The sequence below is a fragment of the Serratia sp. MMO-28 genome, assembly GCF_037199905.1.
GTDB classification, from domain to species: Bacteria; Pseudomonadota; Gammaproteobacteria; order Enterobacterales; family Enterobacteriaceae; genus Chania; species Chania oryzae.
Genome location: NZ_JBBCVB010000003.1, coordinates 122,254 through 140,463, shown reverse-complemented (window position 1 = coordinate 140,463; position 18,210 = coordinate 122,254). Strand labels below are relative to the sequence as shown.

The window sequence follows — 18,210 nt, the reverse complement described above, 5'->3', positions numbered from 1 at the left end:
CCTATCCTCCCCGCCGGAACATACGGCGCTGGCGTACCAGCATAATCAGCACCGGCGCGCCAATCAGCGACAGCACGATAGAAACCTGCAATTCGCCCGGCACCAGAAAGCGGCCAAGCAGATCGGCTGCTAGCAGCAGAATCGGCGTTAACACCAGAGTCCAGGGCAGCATCCAGCCCAGCTCCGGCCCCGATAGCCGCCGGGCAATGTGCGGCATCATCAGCCCGACAAAGGCGATCGGGCCTACTGCAGCGGTTGCTGCGCCGCACAGCAAGGTAATTGCCAGCAGGCCGATCAACTGGGTGCGCACAATGCCGGTGCCCAGCGCGGCTGCCAGTTCGTTGCCCATGCTCAGGCTGTTCAGCGCTTTGGTCAGCCACAGGGTAATGCCTGTCCCCAACAGGATCGGCAGGGCAACGGTGCGCACCACCGCCATGTTTTGAATGTCGAGGGAACCGGCCTGCCAGAAACGCAGTTGGTCGAACACCTGTGGGTTGAGCAGGGCGATGCCGGAAGACAAGCCTTCCAGCACTGCCGCCAGCGCCACCCCGGCCAGCGTCAGGCGAACCGGGCTGAGGCGGCTGCCGCCCAGCGCACCGACCAGCGCCACCAATAATGAGGCAAACAGGGCGCCGGCAAAGGCGAACCACAGATAGTGGCTAACGTCGGTTGCGCCGAAGAAGGTGATCCCTAATACCACCGCGAAACCGGCACCGGAGTTAACCCCAAGAATGCCGGGATCGGCCAGCGGGTTACGGGTGAGGGTTTGCATCAGCGCACCGGCCAGCCCGAGGGCCATACCGGCCAACACGCCGATCAGCGTGCGGGGCAGGCGGGCTTCGGTCACGATGATGCAGTCGGCAGTGGCGCATTGCCCATTCAGCGCCTCAAGCACGGTGGCTGCGGGGAGTGATTTCGCCCCTAACGACAGGCTGAGCATCACCATTAACAGCAGAGAGGCAACGGCACACAGCAGCCCAAGCAGGCGCGGCCAGCATGAACGGGATAAGCCCAGTGACTGGGCCGGTAACGGGGGGGAGCAATTGTGAGTAAGCCGGAACATGACAGCCCATTATCAATTGAATATAAATGATACTTATTATCATTATTGATTGTATTTATCTATGGTAGCATAGCAGCCCGAGCAGCACTAGCGCTGTTCCTGATGAGTTTTAAGCTGCATAACGGAATGAGGTTGTGGTGATAACAAGATGAATAAGCCCTCTATTTTGCTCGATTTTGGCCTGCTGAAAACCAATGCGGCCTTTCGTGCGGTATTTTGCGCCCGTTTTATTTCGATTCTGGCGCTCGGCCTGATGGCGATTGCTATTCCGGTACAGATCCAGGCGTTAACCGGTTCCACCTTGTTGGTCGGGCTGGCGGTGACCTTGGCAGGCAGCGGGATGTTTGCCGGCTTGCTGATGGGAGGCGTGCTGGCCGATCGCTATGAGCGCCGCCGCCTGATCCTGTTTGCTCGTTCCACCTGCGGCATCGGTTTTGTCGGGCTGTGTGTGAATGCGGCGTTGCCTGCACCCTCTCTGAGCGCGATCTATCTGCTGGCGGTGTGGGACGGTTTCTTTGGTGCGGTGGGCGTGACCGCCTTACTGGCCGCTACACCGGCGCTGGTGGGGCGCGAGAATATCGTGCAGGCCGGAGCCATCAGTATGCTGACCGTGCGTTTTGGCTCGATCCTCTCACCGGCGATGGGCGGTGCGGTGATCGCCAGCGCCGGTGTCGCCTGGAACTACGGCCTGGCGGCGTTAGGCACGGTGCTGACGTTGATCCCTTTATTGCGTTTACCGCAGTTGCAGCCGCCACCGCAGCCGCGTGAGCATCCGCTGCGTGCCCTGATCGGCGGCTTCACCTTTTTGCTGCAAAATAAAGTGATCGGTATGGTGGCGCTGGTCGGCGCGCTGCTGACCATGGCCAGTGCGGTGCGGGTGTTGTACCCGGCGATATCTGGCATGTGGCATGTCAGCACCGGGCATTTGGGCCTGATGTATGCCGCCGTACCGCTGGGGGCGGCGATCGGTGCTTTCACCAGCGGGCGAGTGGCGCAGGTTGCCCGGCCGGGTTGGGTGATGCTGTTGACGGCGATCGCCGCATTTGCCGCCATCGGGCTGTTTGGCCTGATGCCCTGGTATGGTATGGCATTGCTGTGCCTGGTGGCCTTTGGCTATCTCAGTGCGTTGAACTCTCTGCTGCAATACGGGCTGATTCAGAACCTGACGCCGGATGCGTTTCTTGGCCGTATCAACGGGCTGTGGACCGCCCAGAACGTGGTCGGTGATGCGCTTGGGGCACTGCTGTTGGGCACCATGGGAGTGTTTATGCTGCCGGAAATGACCTCAACCAGCTTTGGCTTTGGCGCTGTGCTGCTGGCGGTGGTGTTGGCATTTGCCATGCGCGGTTTGCGCCAGGTGGGCAGTGGCGGGCTGCAACCCGCCACTGAAGCTACTGAGAAATAAATAATTGCTCAAGACGTGCCAGCAGGTTGCTGGCGCTGTAGTAATCCAGGCGGAATGTGTCGTTGCCCAGCGCATAAACCCGCTGGTTTTCTACCGCGGGCAGATGCGCCAGAAAGCGGTTGCTCATCAGCCGCTGCGCGTCGGTTTCGTCATTGGCAAACAGCAGCAGGGTCTGGCCATTCAGGCCCTGTGCCAGATTTTCTCCCCCTAGCTGAACAATGTCTTTGCGCACTCCCTGACTGGTGCTGGCGTTGAGCTTCGGCGGCAGCGTCGCCAGGGTAAAACCTAACTGTTGCAGCAGTTGCCCCTGCGAAGAATCGGCGGTCCACAGGTTGGCGTTTTTGCCATCGCTGCGTAACACCAACGCCGATGTGGGCTGCGGGGGCAACGTCATCCGCTGTTTTAGCGCCTGTTCCCGTGCGGCAAACTCAGCCACCACTTTCTCAGCCTGGGCCTCATGCCCGGTTGCCTGGCCGAGTATCTGCGCCAGTTCCTGCCAGCTCTTGTCGTCGTAATTCACCACCAGTACCGGGGCGATGGCCGATAACTGATCGTACAACCGTAGTGCGGAATCGGCACCGGTAGCAGACATCACAATCAGGTCTGGGGCTTCAGCGGCTATCGCTTCGGCATTGGCCTCACCAATGTATAACCGCTTCACACCGCGCTGGGCGGCGATCTCACCCCACTGATGGAAGAAGCCCTGCCGATCCGACAGCCGGTTGTTTGGGCTGGTGGCTCCGCTGGCGATCACCGGGGCATCAATGGCCAACAGGGTGCCGGTGACGGTGACGCTGGTGGAAACAATCCGCAGCGGTGGGTGGCTGAGGGTCACCACGCCGTGTGGGGTGGTAAGGCTGCGTGGCCATTCTGCTGTGGTGGATGCCTGAGCTATGCCCAGCGCCAACAAGCCGAACAGCGCCAGACCGAATCGCAAGGTAGGTATCATTGTCGGAATCTCGGGTTAAATGTTAATGGTTATCATTTTAATGAATGAAATCAAAAAGTGTATACGCCGATTTTGATGGAAAGGGCTTTTACATTTATTGACATGGCAAATTCGGAAAGGTATTTTACCGCAAAGTAATACAAATGATAATCATTATTATATTGGTTGTTGTTTCCAGATAGAGGAAGTGCCAATGGTGTTAGCCGTTAAGGGTACCGAACAAGAGGAGCTGCAAAGCAGGGACCGTGCGCCACAGTCAGCTACCGTTTCCCCAACCACAGGTTTCTTTTTTACTTCTCCTTATCGTAGCTTGAGCACGCAAGGATGCTTCGCCAAGATCACGCAACCGGCCGCCGATGGTGACAACCTGCAAGGTGCCTTCCAGCAGAGGGTACAGCAGGCGTTTGCCCAAGCCCGGCAGGCAGGAGTAACCAACCCGGTGCTGTGCGGTGCCATTCCTTTCGATACCCGTCAGCCCTCCGCGTTATTTATCCCGCAGCAAACCCAATGGTTTGAACGCGAAGCCTTTATGGCCAGCGTGAAGCCAACGCTGGCCGCGTTGCCGACGATCGTCCGTCAGAGTGAATTGCCGAAGCAGACGCAGTTTATGCAAATGGTCGCCGATGCGGTGCAGGTGACCGGCGGTGAACAATTAGAGAAGGTAGTGCTTTCCCGCCTGTTGGACATTGAAACCAGCACGCAGATAGATCCGCACGCGCTGATGATGCGCATCATTGCCCAGAATCCACAGGGCTTCCATTTCCATGTGCCGCTCAACGAAGGGGCATTGGTCGGAGCCAGCCCTGAGCTGCTGCTGCGTAAGTGTGGCAGCCAGTTCCATTCAAATCCGCTGGCAGGATCGGCGCGGCGTGAAGCCGATCCTCAGCAGGATCGTCAAGCCGGTGAACGGCTGTTGGTGTCGAGCAAAGATCGCCATGAACACCAGATTGTCACCGCCGGTATGCGCCAGGTTTTGCATGGCCGCTGCCGCCATCTGCATATCCCTGCGGTTCCTGAACTGCTGAGTACCCCCACGCTGTGGCACCTTTCGACGCCGATCGACGGCGAAGTGGCGGATCGGGCAGAAAACGTGCTGTCGCTGGCCTGTTTGCTGCACCCGACGCCTGCACTCTGCGGCACGCCGATGCTGGCTGCGCGCGAACTGATCGCACAGTTGGAGCCTTTTGAACGTGGGCTGTTTGGCGGCATCGTTGGCTGGTGCGATGCCGAAGGGAACGGCGAATGGGTGGTTACCATCCGTTGCGGCACCGTCAAGGCTAATCAGGTACGTCTGTTTGCCGGTGCGGGCATTGTGCCGGATTCATCACCGCAGGCCGAGTGGCATGAAACTGGCACCAAGCTCAGCACCATGCTGCGCGCTTTTGGCCTTCAAGGATAAACACCCTATGAGTATTGCTTTTACCCCCTGGCCCGAGGATTTCGCGCGCCGCTACCGTGAACGTGGCTACTGGATCGATAAGCCGCTGACCGCGATCTTAACCCGGCAGGCAGACAATGACGCCGTCGCCTTGATTGACGCACAACGCAGCCTGAGTTACCGCGAACTGGAGCAGCTTTCCGATCGCCTGGCCGCCGCGCTGTTGCGCCGGGGAGTGCAGGCGGGTGATACCGCGCTGGTGCAGCTTGGTAACGTGGTGGAATTCTATGTGGTGTTCTTTGCCCTGCTGAAGATCGGCGTGGTGCCGGTGAATGCATTGTTCAGCCATCAACGCAGTGAATTGAACGCCTATGCCAGCCAAATTAAACCTGCGCTGCTGATCGCCGATCGGCAACATAGCCTGTTTGCGCAGGACGATTTTCTGATGACGTTTAAGCAACAGCATCCTTCATTGCGCGTGGTGGGGTTGCGCAATCAGCCAGCAGGGGAGCACGCCCTGGCCGCCTGGCTGGAAGAGGATGGCAGCGGTTTTACCCCCACCCCGACGGCTGCCGATCGGGTGGCGTTTTTCCAGCTTTCGGGGGGGAGTACCGGCACGCCGAAGCTGATCCCTCGCACCCATAACGACTACTACTACAGCATTCGCCGCAGCGTGGAGATCTGCCGCTTCGATCCTGCGACCCGTTACCTGTGCGCGTTGCCAGTGGCACACAATTACCCGATGAGTTCTCCGGGGGTTCTTGGCGTGCTGTATGCGGCCGGGCTGGTGGTGTTCGCTGCCGATCCCGCCGCTGCGCAGTGTTTCAGGCTGATCGAGCAGCATCAGATCACCGTCACCGCGCTGGTGCCGCCTGCCGTCACGTTATGGCTACAGGCGATTGAAGAGTGGGGCAGCAACCACCAGTTAGCCAGCCTGCAACTGTTGCAGGTGGGCGGTGCCAAGCTGGGGGAAACCCTGGCGACGCGTATTCGCACGGAGATCGGCTGCCAGTTGCAACAGGTATTCGGCATGGCCGAAGGGCTGGTGAACTACACCCTGCTTGACGACGATGACCAACATATTCTTACCACCCAGGGTACGCCAATGTGCCCGGATGATGAGCTGTGGGTGGCGGATGAGCAAGGCAACCCGTTGCCGGTGGGGGAAACTGGTCGCCTGATGACGCGTGGCCCCTATACCTTCCGGGGTTATTACCAGAGCCCAGAGCACAACGCGGAAGCCTTTGACGAGAACGGTTTCTACTGTTCGGGCGACTTGATCAGCCTAACGGCAGACGGCTATGTGCAGGTTCAGGGGCGGCAGAAAGACCAGATTAACCGCGGTGGTGAAAAGATTGCCGCCGAAGAGATTGAAAACCTGTTGCTGCGCCATGCGGAAGTGGTTAATGCCGCGCTGGTTTCGATGCCGGATACGCTGATGGGGGAGAAAAGCTGCGCCTTTATTGTGGCGCACCGCGCCGTAAAACCGGTGGCGCTGCGCCGCCATCTGCGTGAGCAGGGCGTGGCAGAGTTCAAATTGCCCGATCGCTTTATTCAGGTGGAGTCGCTGCCGTTAACCCCGGTCGGCAAGGTCGATAAACAATATCTGCGTCAACATTTAACTCAGGCTCAGGGAGAATAAACCATGGCCATTCCTAAACTTAACGATTACGCGCTGCCAACGCCGAGTGAATTGCCCGTCAACAAGGTGAGCTGGGCCTTTGAGCCGCCGCGTGCCGCATTGTTGATCCACGATATGCAGCAGTATTTCCTCAACTTCTGGGGCGAGGACAGCCCGCTGATTAAGCAGGTGATAGAGAATATCGCCAAGCTGCGCCGCTACTGCAAAGAACAGGGTATCCCGGTGTTTTATACCGCACAGCCTAATCAGCAGAGTGATGAAGATCGGGCGCTGTTGAACGATATGTGGGGGCCGGGCCTGAACAAACACCCCGAGCAGCAGGCGGTGGTTAGCGCATTGGCGCCGGATGCTGACGATACCGTGCTGGTGAAATGGCGTTACAGCGCCTTTCATCGCTCACCGTTGCAGGAGATTTTGCAGGAAAGTGGGCGCGACCAACTGATTATCTGCGGGGTCTATGCCCATATCGGCTGTATGACCACCGCCATCGACGCGTTTATGCGCAATATCAAGCCATTCATGGTTGCCGATGGTTTGGCGGATTTTTCACAGGATGAACACCTGATGGCGCTGCGCTATACCGCCGGGCGCTGTGGCCGTGTGGTGATGAGCGGCGATCTGCTGCCGGGCACGATCAGTATTGATGCCCTACGCCAACAGATCATTCCATTGCTCGATGAAGACAGCGAAGACATCGGCAATGATGAAAACCTGATTGATTATGGCCTTGATTCGGTGCGCATCATGGAGTTAGCGACCCGTTGGCGCAAGATCCGTGAAGATATCGATTTTATCGCGTTGGCAAAATCCCCCACCATCGACAGCTGGTGGGCGCTGCTTTCCGAGGGGAAATCCTGATGAATCATGGGCACGATTTTACCGGCAAGCGGGTGTGGGTGACCGGTGCCGGTGCGGGGATTGGTTATCAAACCGCGCTGGCGTTCGTGCAGTGCGGTGCCGAGGTGATTGGCTTCGATTTACGTTTTGATGGTCAGGATTATCCGTTCCACACCGAGGTGCTGGATATTGCCGACGGTGAGGCCGTCGATCGCGTTTGTCGGCGGTTATTGGCGGCACAGCCAGAGCTGGATGTGCTGGTGAATGGGGCGGGGATCTTGCGCATGGGCTTGGCCGATGAAACCAGCAGCGCCGACTGGCTGGCCTGCATGGCGGTGAATGCGGGCGGGGCGTTCAATATGTTCCGCCAGACGTTGCCGGTATTCCGCTGCCAGCGGCGCGGGGCGATCGTCAGTGTGGCGTCTAATGCTGCCCACGTGCCGCGCGTCGGCATGGCGGCTTACTGTGCTTCTAAAGCCGCTCTGCGCAGCCTGTGTCACACGGTGGGGTTAGAGATGGCGCCCTACGGGGTGCGCTGTAACCTGGTTTCCCCAGGATCCACCAATACGCCCATGCAGCGCGGCATGTGGCAGGACGAAAGCGGTGAGCGTAAGACGATTAATGGCTTCCCTGAACAGTTTAAGCTCGGGATCCCGCTCGGGAAAATTGCTCAGCCGCAGGAGATTGCCGATGCCATTCTGTTCCTGGCCTCGGAGCGCGCCAGCCATATTACGTTGCAAGATATTGTGATTGACGGCGGGGCTACGCTGGCGGCTTGATGGTTGGCTGTTTTATAAGGTTAACTAGCCCTCTCTCCTTAGGAAAAGAGTTGGGAGGGGGCACCTTTTGCATTCGCTGTATGATTAGGTTTGATGGCATGTTTGAGCATCGTGGAGTTCGTGCAGGATTGACTCGGCCTTCGGGCAACGCTGCGCGTTGTCGTCTCGCTTCGCCATTTACTCGTCTCATCCATGAGACTCGCCCTACGGGCCAGCGCAAGCGCTGTTCAAAATCGTTCCCGACGATTTTGTCGAACCTGAACGCAGGTTCTCATCCAACACGACCACTGGGGATTATGTAAGGTCAACGCTTGAGGTTAGGCAGAATTCATATGTGAAAAAAGCGCCAAAAGGCGCTTTTTTCTGTATTGGTGGGTCGTGCAGGATTCGAACCTGCGACCAATTGATTAAAAGTCAACTGCTCTACCGACTGAGCTAACGACCCGCAGAAGTGGTGGGTGATGACGGGCTCGAACCGCCGACCCCCTCCGTGTAAAGGAGATGCTCTACCAACTGAGCTAATCACCCACTTCAGGACTTCCAGGTTACTGCTAAACAAGAAAATGAGTGGTGGGTGATGACGGGCTCGAACCGCCGACCCCCTCCGTGTAAAGGAGATGCTCTACCAACTGAGCTAATCACCCTCATTTTTCTCATTTCAACAAGATGGTGGGCGATGACGGGCTCGAACCGCCGACCCCCTCCGTGTAAAGGAGATGCTCTACCAACTGAGCTAATCGCCCTGTCTTGTTGGAGTCGCATTATAGGGATAGTTGAAAGTGAGTCAACGGTTTTTAAAGCGTTTTTATTCGTTCGCCGCAAAATTAGGCAGGATGGGATATTTATCAGCAACGGCGCTGATTCTTTGCCCATTTCCGTGCGAAATAGCCCGCAAACCTGGCGTAATGCTGCCCGGCAATGTCGTGTCAGCGTTGAGGAATTGATATGGAGTGGTAGAATGTCGGCCACTTTTTAAATTCCGAGCAATGGTCGGCACCCCGCCGACACGCGTTGCGTAATAAGGCTGTGAACCCAATGAAAATCAAAACCCGTTTCGCACCGAGCCCGACCGGCTATCTCCACGTCGGAGGTGCCCGAACTGCGCTTTACTCCTGGTTGTTCACCCGCCATGCCGGTGGTGAGTTTGTGTTGCGTATTGAAGATACCGATCTCGAACGCTCAACCCAGGATGCGATCGACGCAATTATGGATGGCATGAACTGGTTGAACCTGGATTGGGATGAAGGCCCCTATTTCCAGACCAAGCGTTTCGATCGTTACAACGCAGTCATCGACGAAATGCTGGAACAGGGCACGGCGTATAAATGCTATTGCTCCAAAGAGCGTCTGGAAGCGTTACGTGAAACCCAAATGGAAAACGGCGAAAAGCCGCGCTATGACGGCCATTGCCGTGACAGCCAGTGCAGCCATGCCGCTGATGAGCCCCACGTGGTGCGTTTCCGTAACCCGCAGGAAGGCTCGGTTATTTTTGATGATAAAATCCGTGGCCCGATCGAGTTCAGCAACCAGGAACTGGACGATCTGATCATTCGTCGCACCGACGGCGCGCCAACCTATAACTTCTGCGTGGTGGTTGATGACTGGGATATGGAAATTACCCATGTGATCCGCGGCGAAGACCATATCAACAACACGCCGCGCCAGATCAACATCCTGAAAGCGCTGGGGGCTCCGGTGCCTGAGTATGCTCACGTCTCGATGATTCTGGGCGATGACGGTAAAAAGTTGTCCAAACGCCACGGCGCAGTCGGGGTGATGCAGTATCGTGATGATGGCTACCTGCCGCAGGCGTTGCTGAACTATCTGGTGCGCTTGGGGTGGTCCCATGGCGATCAAGAAATCTTCTCGATTGACGAGATGAAGGCGCTGTTCACGCTGGAAGCAATCAATAAATCCGCCAGTGCTTTCAACACTGAAAAATTGCAGTGGCTGAATCATCACTACATTAACCATATGCCAGCGGAAGAAGTGGCCGTGTATCTGGCATGGCATATCGAACAGCAGGGGATTGAAACCCGTAACGGTCCGGAACTGAAAGATATCGTTAAGCTGCTGGGCGAGCGTTGCAAAACGCTGAAGGAAATGGCGGAGTCATGCCACTACTTCTATCAGGACTTCAGCGAGTTTGATGCTGATGCCGCGAAGAAACACCTGCGCCCGGTTGCGCGCCAACCGCTGGAGGCGGTGCGTGCCAAACTGGCCGCGATTACCGATTGGACGCCGGAAAATGTGCATGATGCCATTCAGGGCACGGCGGACGAACTGGGTGTCGGCATGGGTAAAGTGGGGATGCCGCTGCGCGTTGCGGTCACCGGTGTTGGTCAATCACCGGGCATGGACGTTACCGTGCATGCTATCGGCCAGGCGCGTTCTCTGAAGCGTATCGATCAGGCGCTGGCCTATATCGCCGAGCGCGAAGCCCAGGCCTGATGATTCCCGTTAGCATCTGAAGCTGATAAGCCCTGTAAAGCGATTTGCAGGGTTTTTTTTATCCGGTTTATTTTTGCCCATAATGATGATTTTTTAGCGCTAAACGCGCTGATTTGGCGGCTTTTTCAGCGCTTGATCGAGGAATTCAATTTAGCCGTTGACAGTTTTTCAGGGGTTTCATATTATGCGCCCCGTTCACAGGGTTTTATGATTGTGGATTGGGGCTATAGCTCAGCTGGGAGAGCGCTTGCATGGCATGCAAGAGGTCGACGGTTCGATCCCGTCTAGCTCCACCAACCTTTCTCAGTAAAGGTGGGTGTTAAACACCGTAACGCCGGTTAATGCGTACCACACTTGTGGGGCTATAGCTCAGCTGGGAGAGCGCTTGCATGGCATGCAAGAGGTCGACGGTTCGATCCCGTCTAGCTCCACCACCATTTAAAAAGCCGGCCTTTGGGTCGGCTTTTTGCTTTCCAGTGTTTGCTTCGGCTCAAATTATAGATAATAAAAAAGCCACCGAAGTGGCTTTTTCTGAGTGTTAAACGATCAGCCCAATACCAACCCGGCAATGGAAGCAGACAGAATGCTCACCAGGGTAGAGCCGTAAACCAGCTTCAGCCCAAAGCGTGACACTACGTTACCCTGTTGTTCGTTCAGCCCTTTGATCGCCCCGGCAACGATGCCGATAGAAGAGAAGTTGGCGAAAGACACCAGGAACACGGACAGAATGCCCAGGCTACGTGGTGACAGCTCCGCAGACATTTTCTGCAGTTCCATCATGGCGACGAATTCGTTGGAAACCAGCTTGGTGGCCATGATACTGCCCACTTGCAACGCTTCGTGCTGCGGGATCCCCATAATCCAGGCGAATGGATAGAAGAAGTAACCGAGGATGTCCTGGAAGCTCAGGCCAAAGATGGCGCTGAACAGGCCGTTAAGTGCGGCAATCAGGGCGATAAAGCCAATCAGCATGGCTGCCACAATAATGGCAACCTTGAAGCCTGCCAGAATGTATTCCCCCAACATTTCAAAGAAGCTCTGGCCTTCGTGCAGGTTGCCCAGGTGCAGTTCTTCTTCATTATTGGTGTCGTAAGGATTGACCAGGGAAAGCACGATAAAGGTGCTGAACATGTTCAATACCAATGCGGCCACGACATATTTCGCATCCAGCATGGTCATGTAAGCACCCACGATGGACATGGATACCGTCGACATCGCGGTAGCCGCCATGGTGTACATGCGCTTTTCAGACATCTTGCCGAGGATATCCTTATAGGCAATGAAGTTTTCAGACTGGCCGAGGATCAACGAACTGACGGCGTTGAAGGATTCCAGTTTCCCCATGCCGTTCACTTTCGACAGCACGGTACCGATAATGCGGATAATAAACGGCAGCACCTTAATGTATTGCAGAATACCGATCAGCGCAGAGATAAACACGATGGGGCACAATACCTTCAGGAAGAAAAAGGCCAAACCTTTGTCACCCATACCGCCGAACACAAAATCAGTCCCTTGACCTGCAAACCCGAGCAGCTTGTCAAACAGCGCCGCGAATCCTTTTACAAAGCCTAAACCCGCTTCCGAATGCAGGAAGAAATAGGCCAGTAATACTTCAATAACCAATAACTGGATAACATAGCGAATGCGGATGCTTTTGCGATCGCGGCACACTAACAGTGCCAGGATCGCGACCACCACCAACGCTAACGCAAAGTGCGCAATAGGGGACATGTTTGCTCCAAATTTGAGGCAGGCTGAATTTCGGTTGTCATTTTATGTAACGCCGCATTTAAAAACGAGATATCCATTGCAAATGTAGAAAGTCATTGTCAGGAAAATCTCAATTCATTACGGTAAAACAACTGAGATCACAATGTTAATAAATTTGCGCGCAAGTAGCATTTTTGTGCTAATTTGGCTATTAAGCGCTCTTCGCTCTTTACACCCTGTTCTGGGGGGAAGAAACGCTAAGATTTCAGGCGATCTGTTCGGTAAATCCTTCGTTGCCAGCTATCACAGAGATAAGTGTTACCGGTTATAAATGCATTTGATAATCATTATCATTTGTGTAAGATGAAAGTAAGCGTAACATGAGTAAGGGCTTCACGATATGCTGAACAGCCGCGTAGTTGACAGTGCTTCCAGTCGCTCATCCAGAAAGGCCAAACTTTCTCTGATGGGCCCCGCGTTTATTGCGGCCATCGGCTATATCGATCCCGGTAACTTTGCCACCAATATCCAATCCGGCGCATCTTTCGGCTACCAGCTGCTGTGGGTCGTGGTCTGGGCTAACGTCATGGCGATGCTGATTCAGTTGCTTTCTGCCAAACTGGGCATTGCCACGGACAAAAACCTGGCCGAACATATCCGCGATCGTTTTCCGCGCCCCATCGTATGGGCCTACTGGGTGCAGGCAGAGATTATCGCGATCGCCACCGATCTGGCCGAATTTATCGGCGCGGCGATCGGTTTTAAAATGTTGCTGGGTGTGTCGTTGCTGGAGGGCACCGTTCTCACCGGTATTGCTACCTTCCTGATCCTGATGCTGCAAAAACGTGGGCAGAAACCGTTGGAACTGGTGATCGGCGGCCTGCTGCTGTTTGTGGCGGCGGCCTATATTGTCGAAATGGTCTTTTCCCAGCCGCAGTTGAGTGGGTTGTTGAGAGGGATGGCAATACCGGATTTGCCCAACAGCGATGCGGTATTCCTTGCCGCCGGTGTGCTGGGGGCCACGATCATGCCGCACGTGATTTATCTGCACTCTTCGCTGACGCAAACGGCAGGTAAACATACGCGAGCCGAACGCTATGCTTCGACCAAAATCGACGTAGCGCTAGCGATGATCATTGCCGGTTTTGTCAATCTGGCGATGATGGCTACCGCAGCCGCTGCTTTTCACTTTAACGGCCACAGCGGCATTGCCGATCTCGATCAGGCCTATCTGACGTTGCAGCCGCTGTTGGGTAATGCCGCTGCAACCATCTTTGGTTTGAGCCTGGTGGCTGCCGGCCTTTCTTCTACCGTAGTGGGAACCTTGGCGGGGCAGGTGGTGATGCAGGGATTCGTGAATTTCTATATCCCGCTCTGGGTGCGGCGAGTGGTCACCATGTTGCCGTCGTTTATCGTTGTGATGATGGGGCTGGATGCCACACGTATTCTGGTGCTGAGCCAGGTGGTGCTGAGTTTTGGCATCGCCTTGGCGCTGGTGCCGCTGCTGGCGTTCACCGGTAACCGCGAACTGATGGGGGATTTAGTTAACAGCCGCACCATTCAGTATGTTGGTAAACTGATTGTGCTGGTGGTGGTGGGGCTAAACGGTTACCTGTTGATTAGCAACGTGATTTAAATCCGGCAAAGCACCGGCATCAAGCCGGTGCTTTTGTAAGCGATTACATCAAAATATTGTCGATCTCGGCAATGTCCTCGGCGGTAAATGCGCGATTAGCCAGCATACCCACCGCATCTTCAATCTGGCTGGTTTTACTGGCACCAATTAAAACGGACGTGACACGATCGTTGCGCAATACCCAGGCCAGCGCCATTTGTGACAGCTTCTGCCCACGTTGTTCAGCCAGAGCATTCAGGCGGCGAACTTTCTGCAACTTCTCTTCGGTGAGCTGTTCGGGCTTCAGGAATCGGCTACTGCTGGCCGCCCGCGAATCCTGCGGAATGCCGTGCAGGTAACGATCGGTCAGAATCCCTCCTGCCAGCGGTGAAAAAGCGATAGAACCCACACCATGGGTTTCCAGCGTATCCAACAGTTCCGGCTCTACCCAGCGTTCAAACATGGAGTATTTCGGCTGGTGAATCACGCACGGCGTGCCGAGCTGTTGCAGAAGTGTAAATGCCTGCCGCGCCAGATCGGCCGGGTAGTTCGATAGCCCGATATACAGCGCTTTACCCTGACGCACCAGCAAATCGAGAGCCGCCATGGTTTCTTCCAGCGGGGTATCCGGATCGGGGCGGTGGTGGTAGAAGATATCCACGTAATCGAGATCCATCCGCTTCAGGCTTTGATTCAAACTGGCGACCAGGTATTTCTTCGATCCCCAATCACCGTAAGGGCCTTGCCACATGGTGTAACCGGCCTTGGAGGAGATAATCAGCTCATCGCGATAAGGCTTGAGATCGTTATGCAGAATGCGGCCGAAATTCTCTTCGGCAGACCCCGGCGGGGGCCCATAGTTATTGGCCAGATCAAAATGGGTAATGCCGAGATCGAAAGCGCGGCACACCAGGTTGCGCGCATTATCATACAGCGTGCTATCACCAAAGTTGTGCCACATCCCCAGTGAAACTGCAGGGAGCTTCAGCCCGCTGCGGCCACAGCGGCGATATTCCATATCCTGATAACGCGCAGAGTCTGCTTGATAGACCATACCAACCCTCATCGGAAAAAGTGAAAACGAGTTTCAATGTATGCGTTTCCATAGCAACCGTCAGCGCGCCCGATCACGCAAATTCATCCATATGCCATTTATCCTTCCGAGGGTGATTCAGTACGCAGATGTAAATTAAGGTTGCCAGTGCCCTTTTTAGGCGAAAGTTCGAAATTTGTGCAACATCTTCAATACTTAAAATTAACATTTCTACCTTCACGCAGGTAATGATCATGAGCAAAAACTACACCGTGGCTGATTACCTCCTCGATCGTTTAGCACAGATTGGCATTCGGCATTTCTTTGGTGTGCCGGGAGATTACAACCTGCAATTTCTCGATCATGTTATCGATCACCCACAAATCACCTGGGCGGGCTGCGCCAATGAGTTGAATGCCGCCTATGCCGCCGATGGTTACGCCCGTTGCAAACCGGCAGCGGCGTTGCTGACCACCTTTGGCGTGGGGGAACTGAGTGCGATTAACGGTATTGCTGGCAGCTACGCCGAGTATCTGCCGGTGATCCATGTGGTGGGTTCTCCGGCGCTGCGTGCGCAACGCGCCGGCGATCTGCTGCACCATTCCTTAGGGGATGGGGATTTCGGCCATTTTGCCCGTATGGCGAAAGAGGTAACCGTGGCGCAGGCCAACCTGACCGCCAGCAACGCCGAAGCAGAAATCGATCGTCTGTTGACTACCGCGCTGTTTGAACGGCGCCCGGTATACCTGCTGTTACCGAGCGATGTGGCTGAAGCCCCACTGACTTCGCGCCCGGCCCCGCTGATGTTGCGCCAGCCGAACCTTTCCGATGCGTCGTTACAGGCATTTATCGCCGCTGCGCGGGAGAAACTGCAGGCGGCGCAGCGCGTTTCCCTGCTGGCGGATTTCCTTGCCGAACGATTTGGTGCAGAAACCGTGCTGGAACAGTGGATGAATGAGGTAAATATTCCCCATTCAACCCTGCTGTTAGGCAAAAGCGTGTTGGATGAAAGCCATGCCTGTTTTACCGGCACCTATACCGCAGCAGCCAGCGATCCGCAGGTAAAACAGTTGATTGAAGGGGCCGACGTGGTGATTAACGTTGGCGTGCGCTTTACCGATACCATCACGGCAGGGTTCAGCCACAATTTGCCCAATGAGAAATGTATCGATATCCAACCCTTTGAAGCGCGGGTAGGGCAGCAGGTGTTCAGCCAGATCCCGATGCGTGACGCGGTCAAAGCCCTGCATCAATTAACGCTGTCGTTAGCCAAGCAGTGGCAGTTGCCCGCCATCAAACGCCCCTTATTGCCGGATCCGAACGGCAGTGGCTTGGATCAGCATGGTTTTTGGCAGCAAATGCAGAACTTCCTGCAACCGGGGGATATCCTGATTGCCGATCAGGGAACCTCATGCTTTGGCGCCGCGTCGCTGAATCTGCCGCGAGGCTGCCGGTTCATCGTCCAATCCCTGTGGGGCTCGATCGGTTTTACGTTGCCAGCGGCGTTCGGCGTACAAACCGCCGAGCCGGATCGCCGGGTGCTGTTGCTGATTGGTGATGGTGCAGCCCAACTGACGATTCAGGAGCTGGGATCGATGCTGCGCGATGGCCAAAAGCCGGTCGTTTTCCTGCTCAATAACAATGGCTATACCGTGGAGCGGGCAATCCACGGCCCGGAACAGCGCTACAACGACATTGCCCAGTGGGACTGGACGCGGTTACCGCAGGCGTTGGCGTTGGGGCATCAGGTGAAATGCCTGCACGTGAGTGAGCCTGAACAACTGTCCCAGGCGCTGGCTGAAGTTAATGGTAGTGAACAACTGGTGTTTATTGAAGTGATGCTGCCGAAGATGGATATTCCTGAATTGCTGGATACCATCTCCCGCGCCATTCAGTCGCGCAATGCCGCAGCCTGATCTTCAGCATTTTCCAACAGGCGTTCCAACAGCCAAAACCCCGCCGGCCCCGGCGGGGTGAGTTTTGACCACACCGCATCCACCGAAATCAGCTTGGGCCAGCCGCGTATTTTCAGCTCTGTCAGGCGCTGTTGCCCATACTGCTTCACCAGCCAGTGCGGCAGCACGGCCCAGCCGAACCCCTGTTCTGCCATTTCCAGCAGCATCAGATAGCTGGGTGCCGACCACACCGGCCCCTGCGGTTTAGCGGCATCGCTGCCGGTATAGGTATTGAGATAGAGCTGGCGGCTGCTGGCAAGGTGAGCCTGGGTGAGTGCCGGGATGCGTGTCAGCGGGTGTTCATGGGCGACAAACAGCCCCATTTCGGTCTGTTCCGGCAGCCTGGCGAAGGCGATATCGGGCGGATAACTCGGCTGCACCGCCAGCATCCCCAGATGCGCCCGGCCAATCTGCAACAGATCCAGCACGTCGTCGTCTTCGGCGATCATGCATTCCAGTTCAATATCCTGATAGCGCTGCTCGAAGTGTTTCAGCAAGTTATCGTGATGATTGGGCTGATAGGTATCGGAAAAGACGATGGTTAAACGCGGTTCAACCCGATCACCTAGCCGTATACTCAGCGCCTCAAGGCGTTCGCTGGCCGTGAGGATCTCCTGCACATGGCTGAGTACTTTGCGGCCAGCAGGGGTTAGCACCGGCTGGCGCGCCTCGCGATTGAACAGCGTCAACCCAAGATCGGCTTCCAGATTGGCGATAGCGGTACTGATGGTGGACTGGCTTTTGCGCAGCTTGCGCGCGGCGGCAGAAAACGAACCCAGCGCGGCCGCTTCAACAAACGCCTGCAAGGCTTCGGGAGAATAGCGCATGATGTATCTACTTTATCGATGGAATCTATTTTTAATCTACGCAAAAAAGCGATGATAATCACCCAACTTTTCCAGAAACAGTCAAAAAGCAGGTGATTTATGCAATTGCAAAACAAGTCGTTGGTTGAACGCATCGTCCATGCCGTGGGTTTTGAGGCCATCGCTATCGCGATTTGTGCGCCGATCGGGGCGTGGTTACTTAATCGTTCACTGCTACAGATGGGGAGCTTGACGATTATGCTGTCAACCGTCGCCATGCTGTGGAACATGACTTATAACACGGTGTTTGATCGATTATGGCCGACCAGCCGCGTGGTGCGTAACCTGAAGGTGCGTATTTTTCATGCCCTGGGTTTTGAAGGCGGCTTTATCGTGATTGGTTTGCCGCTGGTTGCTCTGGTCATGAATATGTCGCTGGCGCAGGCTTTTATGCTGGAGATCGGTTTCTTCCTGTTCTTCCTGCCCTATACCCTGTGTTACAACTGGGTATACGATACCCTGCGTCAGCGCTGGTTTGAGCCGCGCCTGGCAGGGTGTTCACGGGCAAAATAACCAGGAGAACA

At 55.7% G+C, this 18,210-nt stretch carries 14 protein-coding genes and 6 tRNA genes; 11 read left to right on the top strand and 9 right to left on the bottom strand.

Going from position 1 to position 18,210, the window contains the following annotated elements; translation table 11 throughout:
* Position 1: 1 nt before the first annotated feature.
* Positions 2–1,063, bottom strand: coding sequence for a Fe(3+)-siderophore ABC transporter permease (gene fepD / locus WG891_RS03765; protein ID WP_337262830.1), 1,062 nt, complete (start codon positions 1,061–1,063; stop codon positions 2–4).
* 148 nt (positions 1,064–1,211) lie between these two features.
* On the opposite strand from fepD, the gene entS reads away from it, so the two are divergent.
* Positions 1,212–2,468 (top strand): enterobactin transporter EntS, encoded by a 1,257-nt coding sequence (gene entS, locus WG891_RS03760; protein WP_337262829.1) that lies wholly within the window; start codon positions 1,212–1,214, stop codon positions 2,466–2,468.
* On the opposite strand, the gene fepB is transcribed toward entS, so the two are convergent.
* Positions 2,455–3,417, bottom strand: coding sequence for a Fe2+-enterobactin ABC transporter substrate-binding protein (gene fepB / locus WG891_RS03755; RefSeq protein WP_337262828.1), 963 nt, complete (start codon positions 3,415–3,417; stop codon positions 2,455–2,457). The genes entS and fepB overlap by 14 nt on opposite strands.
* Before the next feature lie 193 nt (positions 3,418–3,610).
* Between fepB and WG891_RS03750 the strand changes: the two genes are divergently transcribed.
* The 4 genes from WG891_RS03750 to dhbA are packed head-to-tail and all read left to right on the top strand — an operon-like array spanning position 3,611 to position 8,053.
* Positions 3,611–4,816, top strand: a complete 1,206-nt coding sequence (locus tag WG891_RS03750; protein WP_337262827.1) for an isochorismate synthase — start codon at positions 3,611–3,613, stop codon at positions 4,814–4,816.
* 7 nt (positions 4,817–4,823) lie between these two features.
* Positions 4,824–6,437, top strand: coding sequence for a (2,3-dihydroxybenzoyl)adenylate synthase (locus WG891_RS03745; protein ID WP_337262826.1), 1,614 nt, complete (start codon positions 4,824–4,826; stop codon positions 6,435–6,437).
* 3 nt (positions 6,438–6,440) lie between these two features.
* Entirely contained in the window at positions 6,441–7,295 is an 855-nt protein-coding gene (locus WG891_RS03740) for an isochorismatase (RefSeq protein WP_337262825.1), read from the top strand.
* Positions 7,295–8,053 carry a 2,3-dihydro-2,3-dihydroxybenzoate dehydrogenase gene (gene dhbA / locus WG891_RS03735; protein WP_337262824.1) on the top strand — a complete coding sequence of 253 codons (759 nt, stop codon included), beginning with the start codon at positions 7,295–7,297 and terminating at the stop codon, positions 8,051–8,053. The genes WG891_RS03740 and dhbA overlap by 1 nt, the downstream gene beginning before the upstream one ends.
* Before the next feature lie 369 nt (positions 8,054–8,422).
* Here the strand turns inward: dhbA and WG891_RS03730 are convergent.
* The 4 genes from WG891_RS03730 to WG891_RS03715 all read right to left on the bottom strand — a co-directional run bounded on the left by WG891_RS03730 (position 8,423) and on the right by WG891_RS03715 (position 8,796).
* Positions 8,423–8,498, bottom strand: a tRNA-Lys gene (locus WG891_RS03730).
* Positions 8,499–8,505: 7 nt separating this feature from the next.
* A tRNA-Val gene (locus tag WG891_RS03725) sits at positions 8,506–8,581 on the bottom strand.
* 40 nt (positions 8,582–8,621) lie between these two features.
* Positions 8,622–8,697, bottom strand: a tRNA-Val gene (locus WG891_RS03720).
* 23 nt (positions 8,698–8,720) lie between these two features.
* Positions 8,721–8,796: transfer RNA gene (locus WG891_RS03715), tRNA-Val, on the bottom strand.
* Between the two features lie 292 nt (positions 8,797–9,088).
* Between WG891_RS03715 and gltX the strand changes: the two genes are divergently transcribed.
* The 3 genes from gltX (at position 9,089) to WG891_RS03700 (ending at position 10,938) form a co-directional block, all read left to right on the top strand.
* Complete coding sequence (gltX, locus tag WG891_RS03710) at positions 9,089–10,504, top strand: glutamate--tRNA ligase (protein WP_337262823.1); 1,416 nt, start codon at positions 9,089–9,091, stop codon at positions 10,502–10,504.
* A 220-nt stretch (positions 10,505–10,724) separates the two neighbouring features.
* A tRNA-Ala gene (locus WG891_RS03705) sits at positions 10,725–10,800 on the top strand.
* A gap of 62 nt (positions 10,801–10,862) precedes the next feature.
* Positions 10,863–10,938 (top strand) — tRNA-Ala (locus WG891_RS03700).
* 112 nt (positions 10,939–11,050) lie between these two features.
* Here the strand turns inward: WG891_RS03700 and WG891_RS03695 are convergent.
* On the bottom strand, positions 11,051–12,238 hold the full coding sequence (locus tag WG891_RS03695; RefSeq protein ID WP_156293656.1) for a NupC/NupG family nucleoside CNT transporter: 1,188 nt from the start codon (positions 12,236–12,238) through the stop codon (positions 11,051–11,053).
* Between the two features lie 379 nt (positions 12,239–12,617).
* Here WG891_RS03695 and WG891_RS03690 point away from each other — a divergent pair, with 379 nt between their 5' ends.
* On the top strand, positions 12,618–13,853 hold the full coding sequence (locus WG891_RS03690) for an Nramp family divalent metal transporter (protein ID WP_076944051.1): 1,236 nt from the start codon (positions 12,618–12,620) through the stop codon (positions 13,851–13,853).
* Positions 13,854–13,896: 43 nt separating this feature from the next.
* Here the strand turns inward: WG891_RS03690 and mgrA are convergent, their stop codons facing one another.
* On the bottom strand, positions 13,897–14,886 hold the full coding sequence (mgrA, locus tag WG891_RS03685; protein WP_156293658.1) for an L-glyceraldehyde 3-phosphate reductase: 990 nt from the start codon (positions 14,884–14,886) through the stop codon (positions 13,897–13,899).
* A gap of 233 nt (positions 14,887–15,119) precedes the next feature.
* Here mgrA and WG891_RS03680 point away from each other — a divergent pair, with 233 nt between their 5' ends.
* Entirely contained in the window at positions 15,120–16,781 is a 1,662-nt protein-coding gene (locus WG891_RS03680; protein ID WP_337262822.1) for an alpha-keto acid decarboxylase family protein, read from the top strand.
* Here WG891_RS03680 and WG891_RS03675 read toward each other — a convergent pair.
* Positions 16,757–17,647, bottom strand: a complete 891-nt coding sequence (locus WG891_RS03675) for a LysR family transcriptional regulator (RefSeq protein WP_337262821.1) — start codon at positions 17,645–17,647, stop codon at positions 16,757–16,759. The two genes, WG891_RS03680 and WG891_RS03675, sit on opposite strands and share 25 nt — an antisense overlap.
* 99 nt (positions 17,648–17,746) lie before the next feature.
* Here WG891_RS03675 and WG891_RS03670 point away from each other — a divergent pair, with 99 nt between their 5' ends.
* Positions 17,747–18,199, top strand: a complete 453-nt coding sequence (locus WG891_RS03670) for a multidrug/biocide efflux PACE transporter (RefSeq protein WP_156293661.1) — start codon at positions 17,747–17,749, stop codon at positions 18,197–18,199.
* Positions 18,200–18,210: the final 11 nt, after the last annotated feature.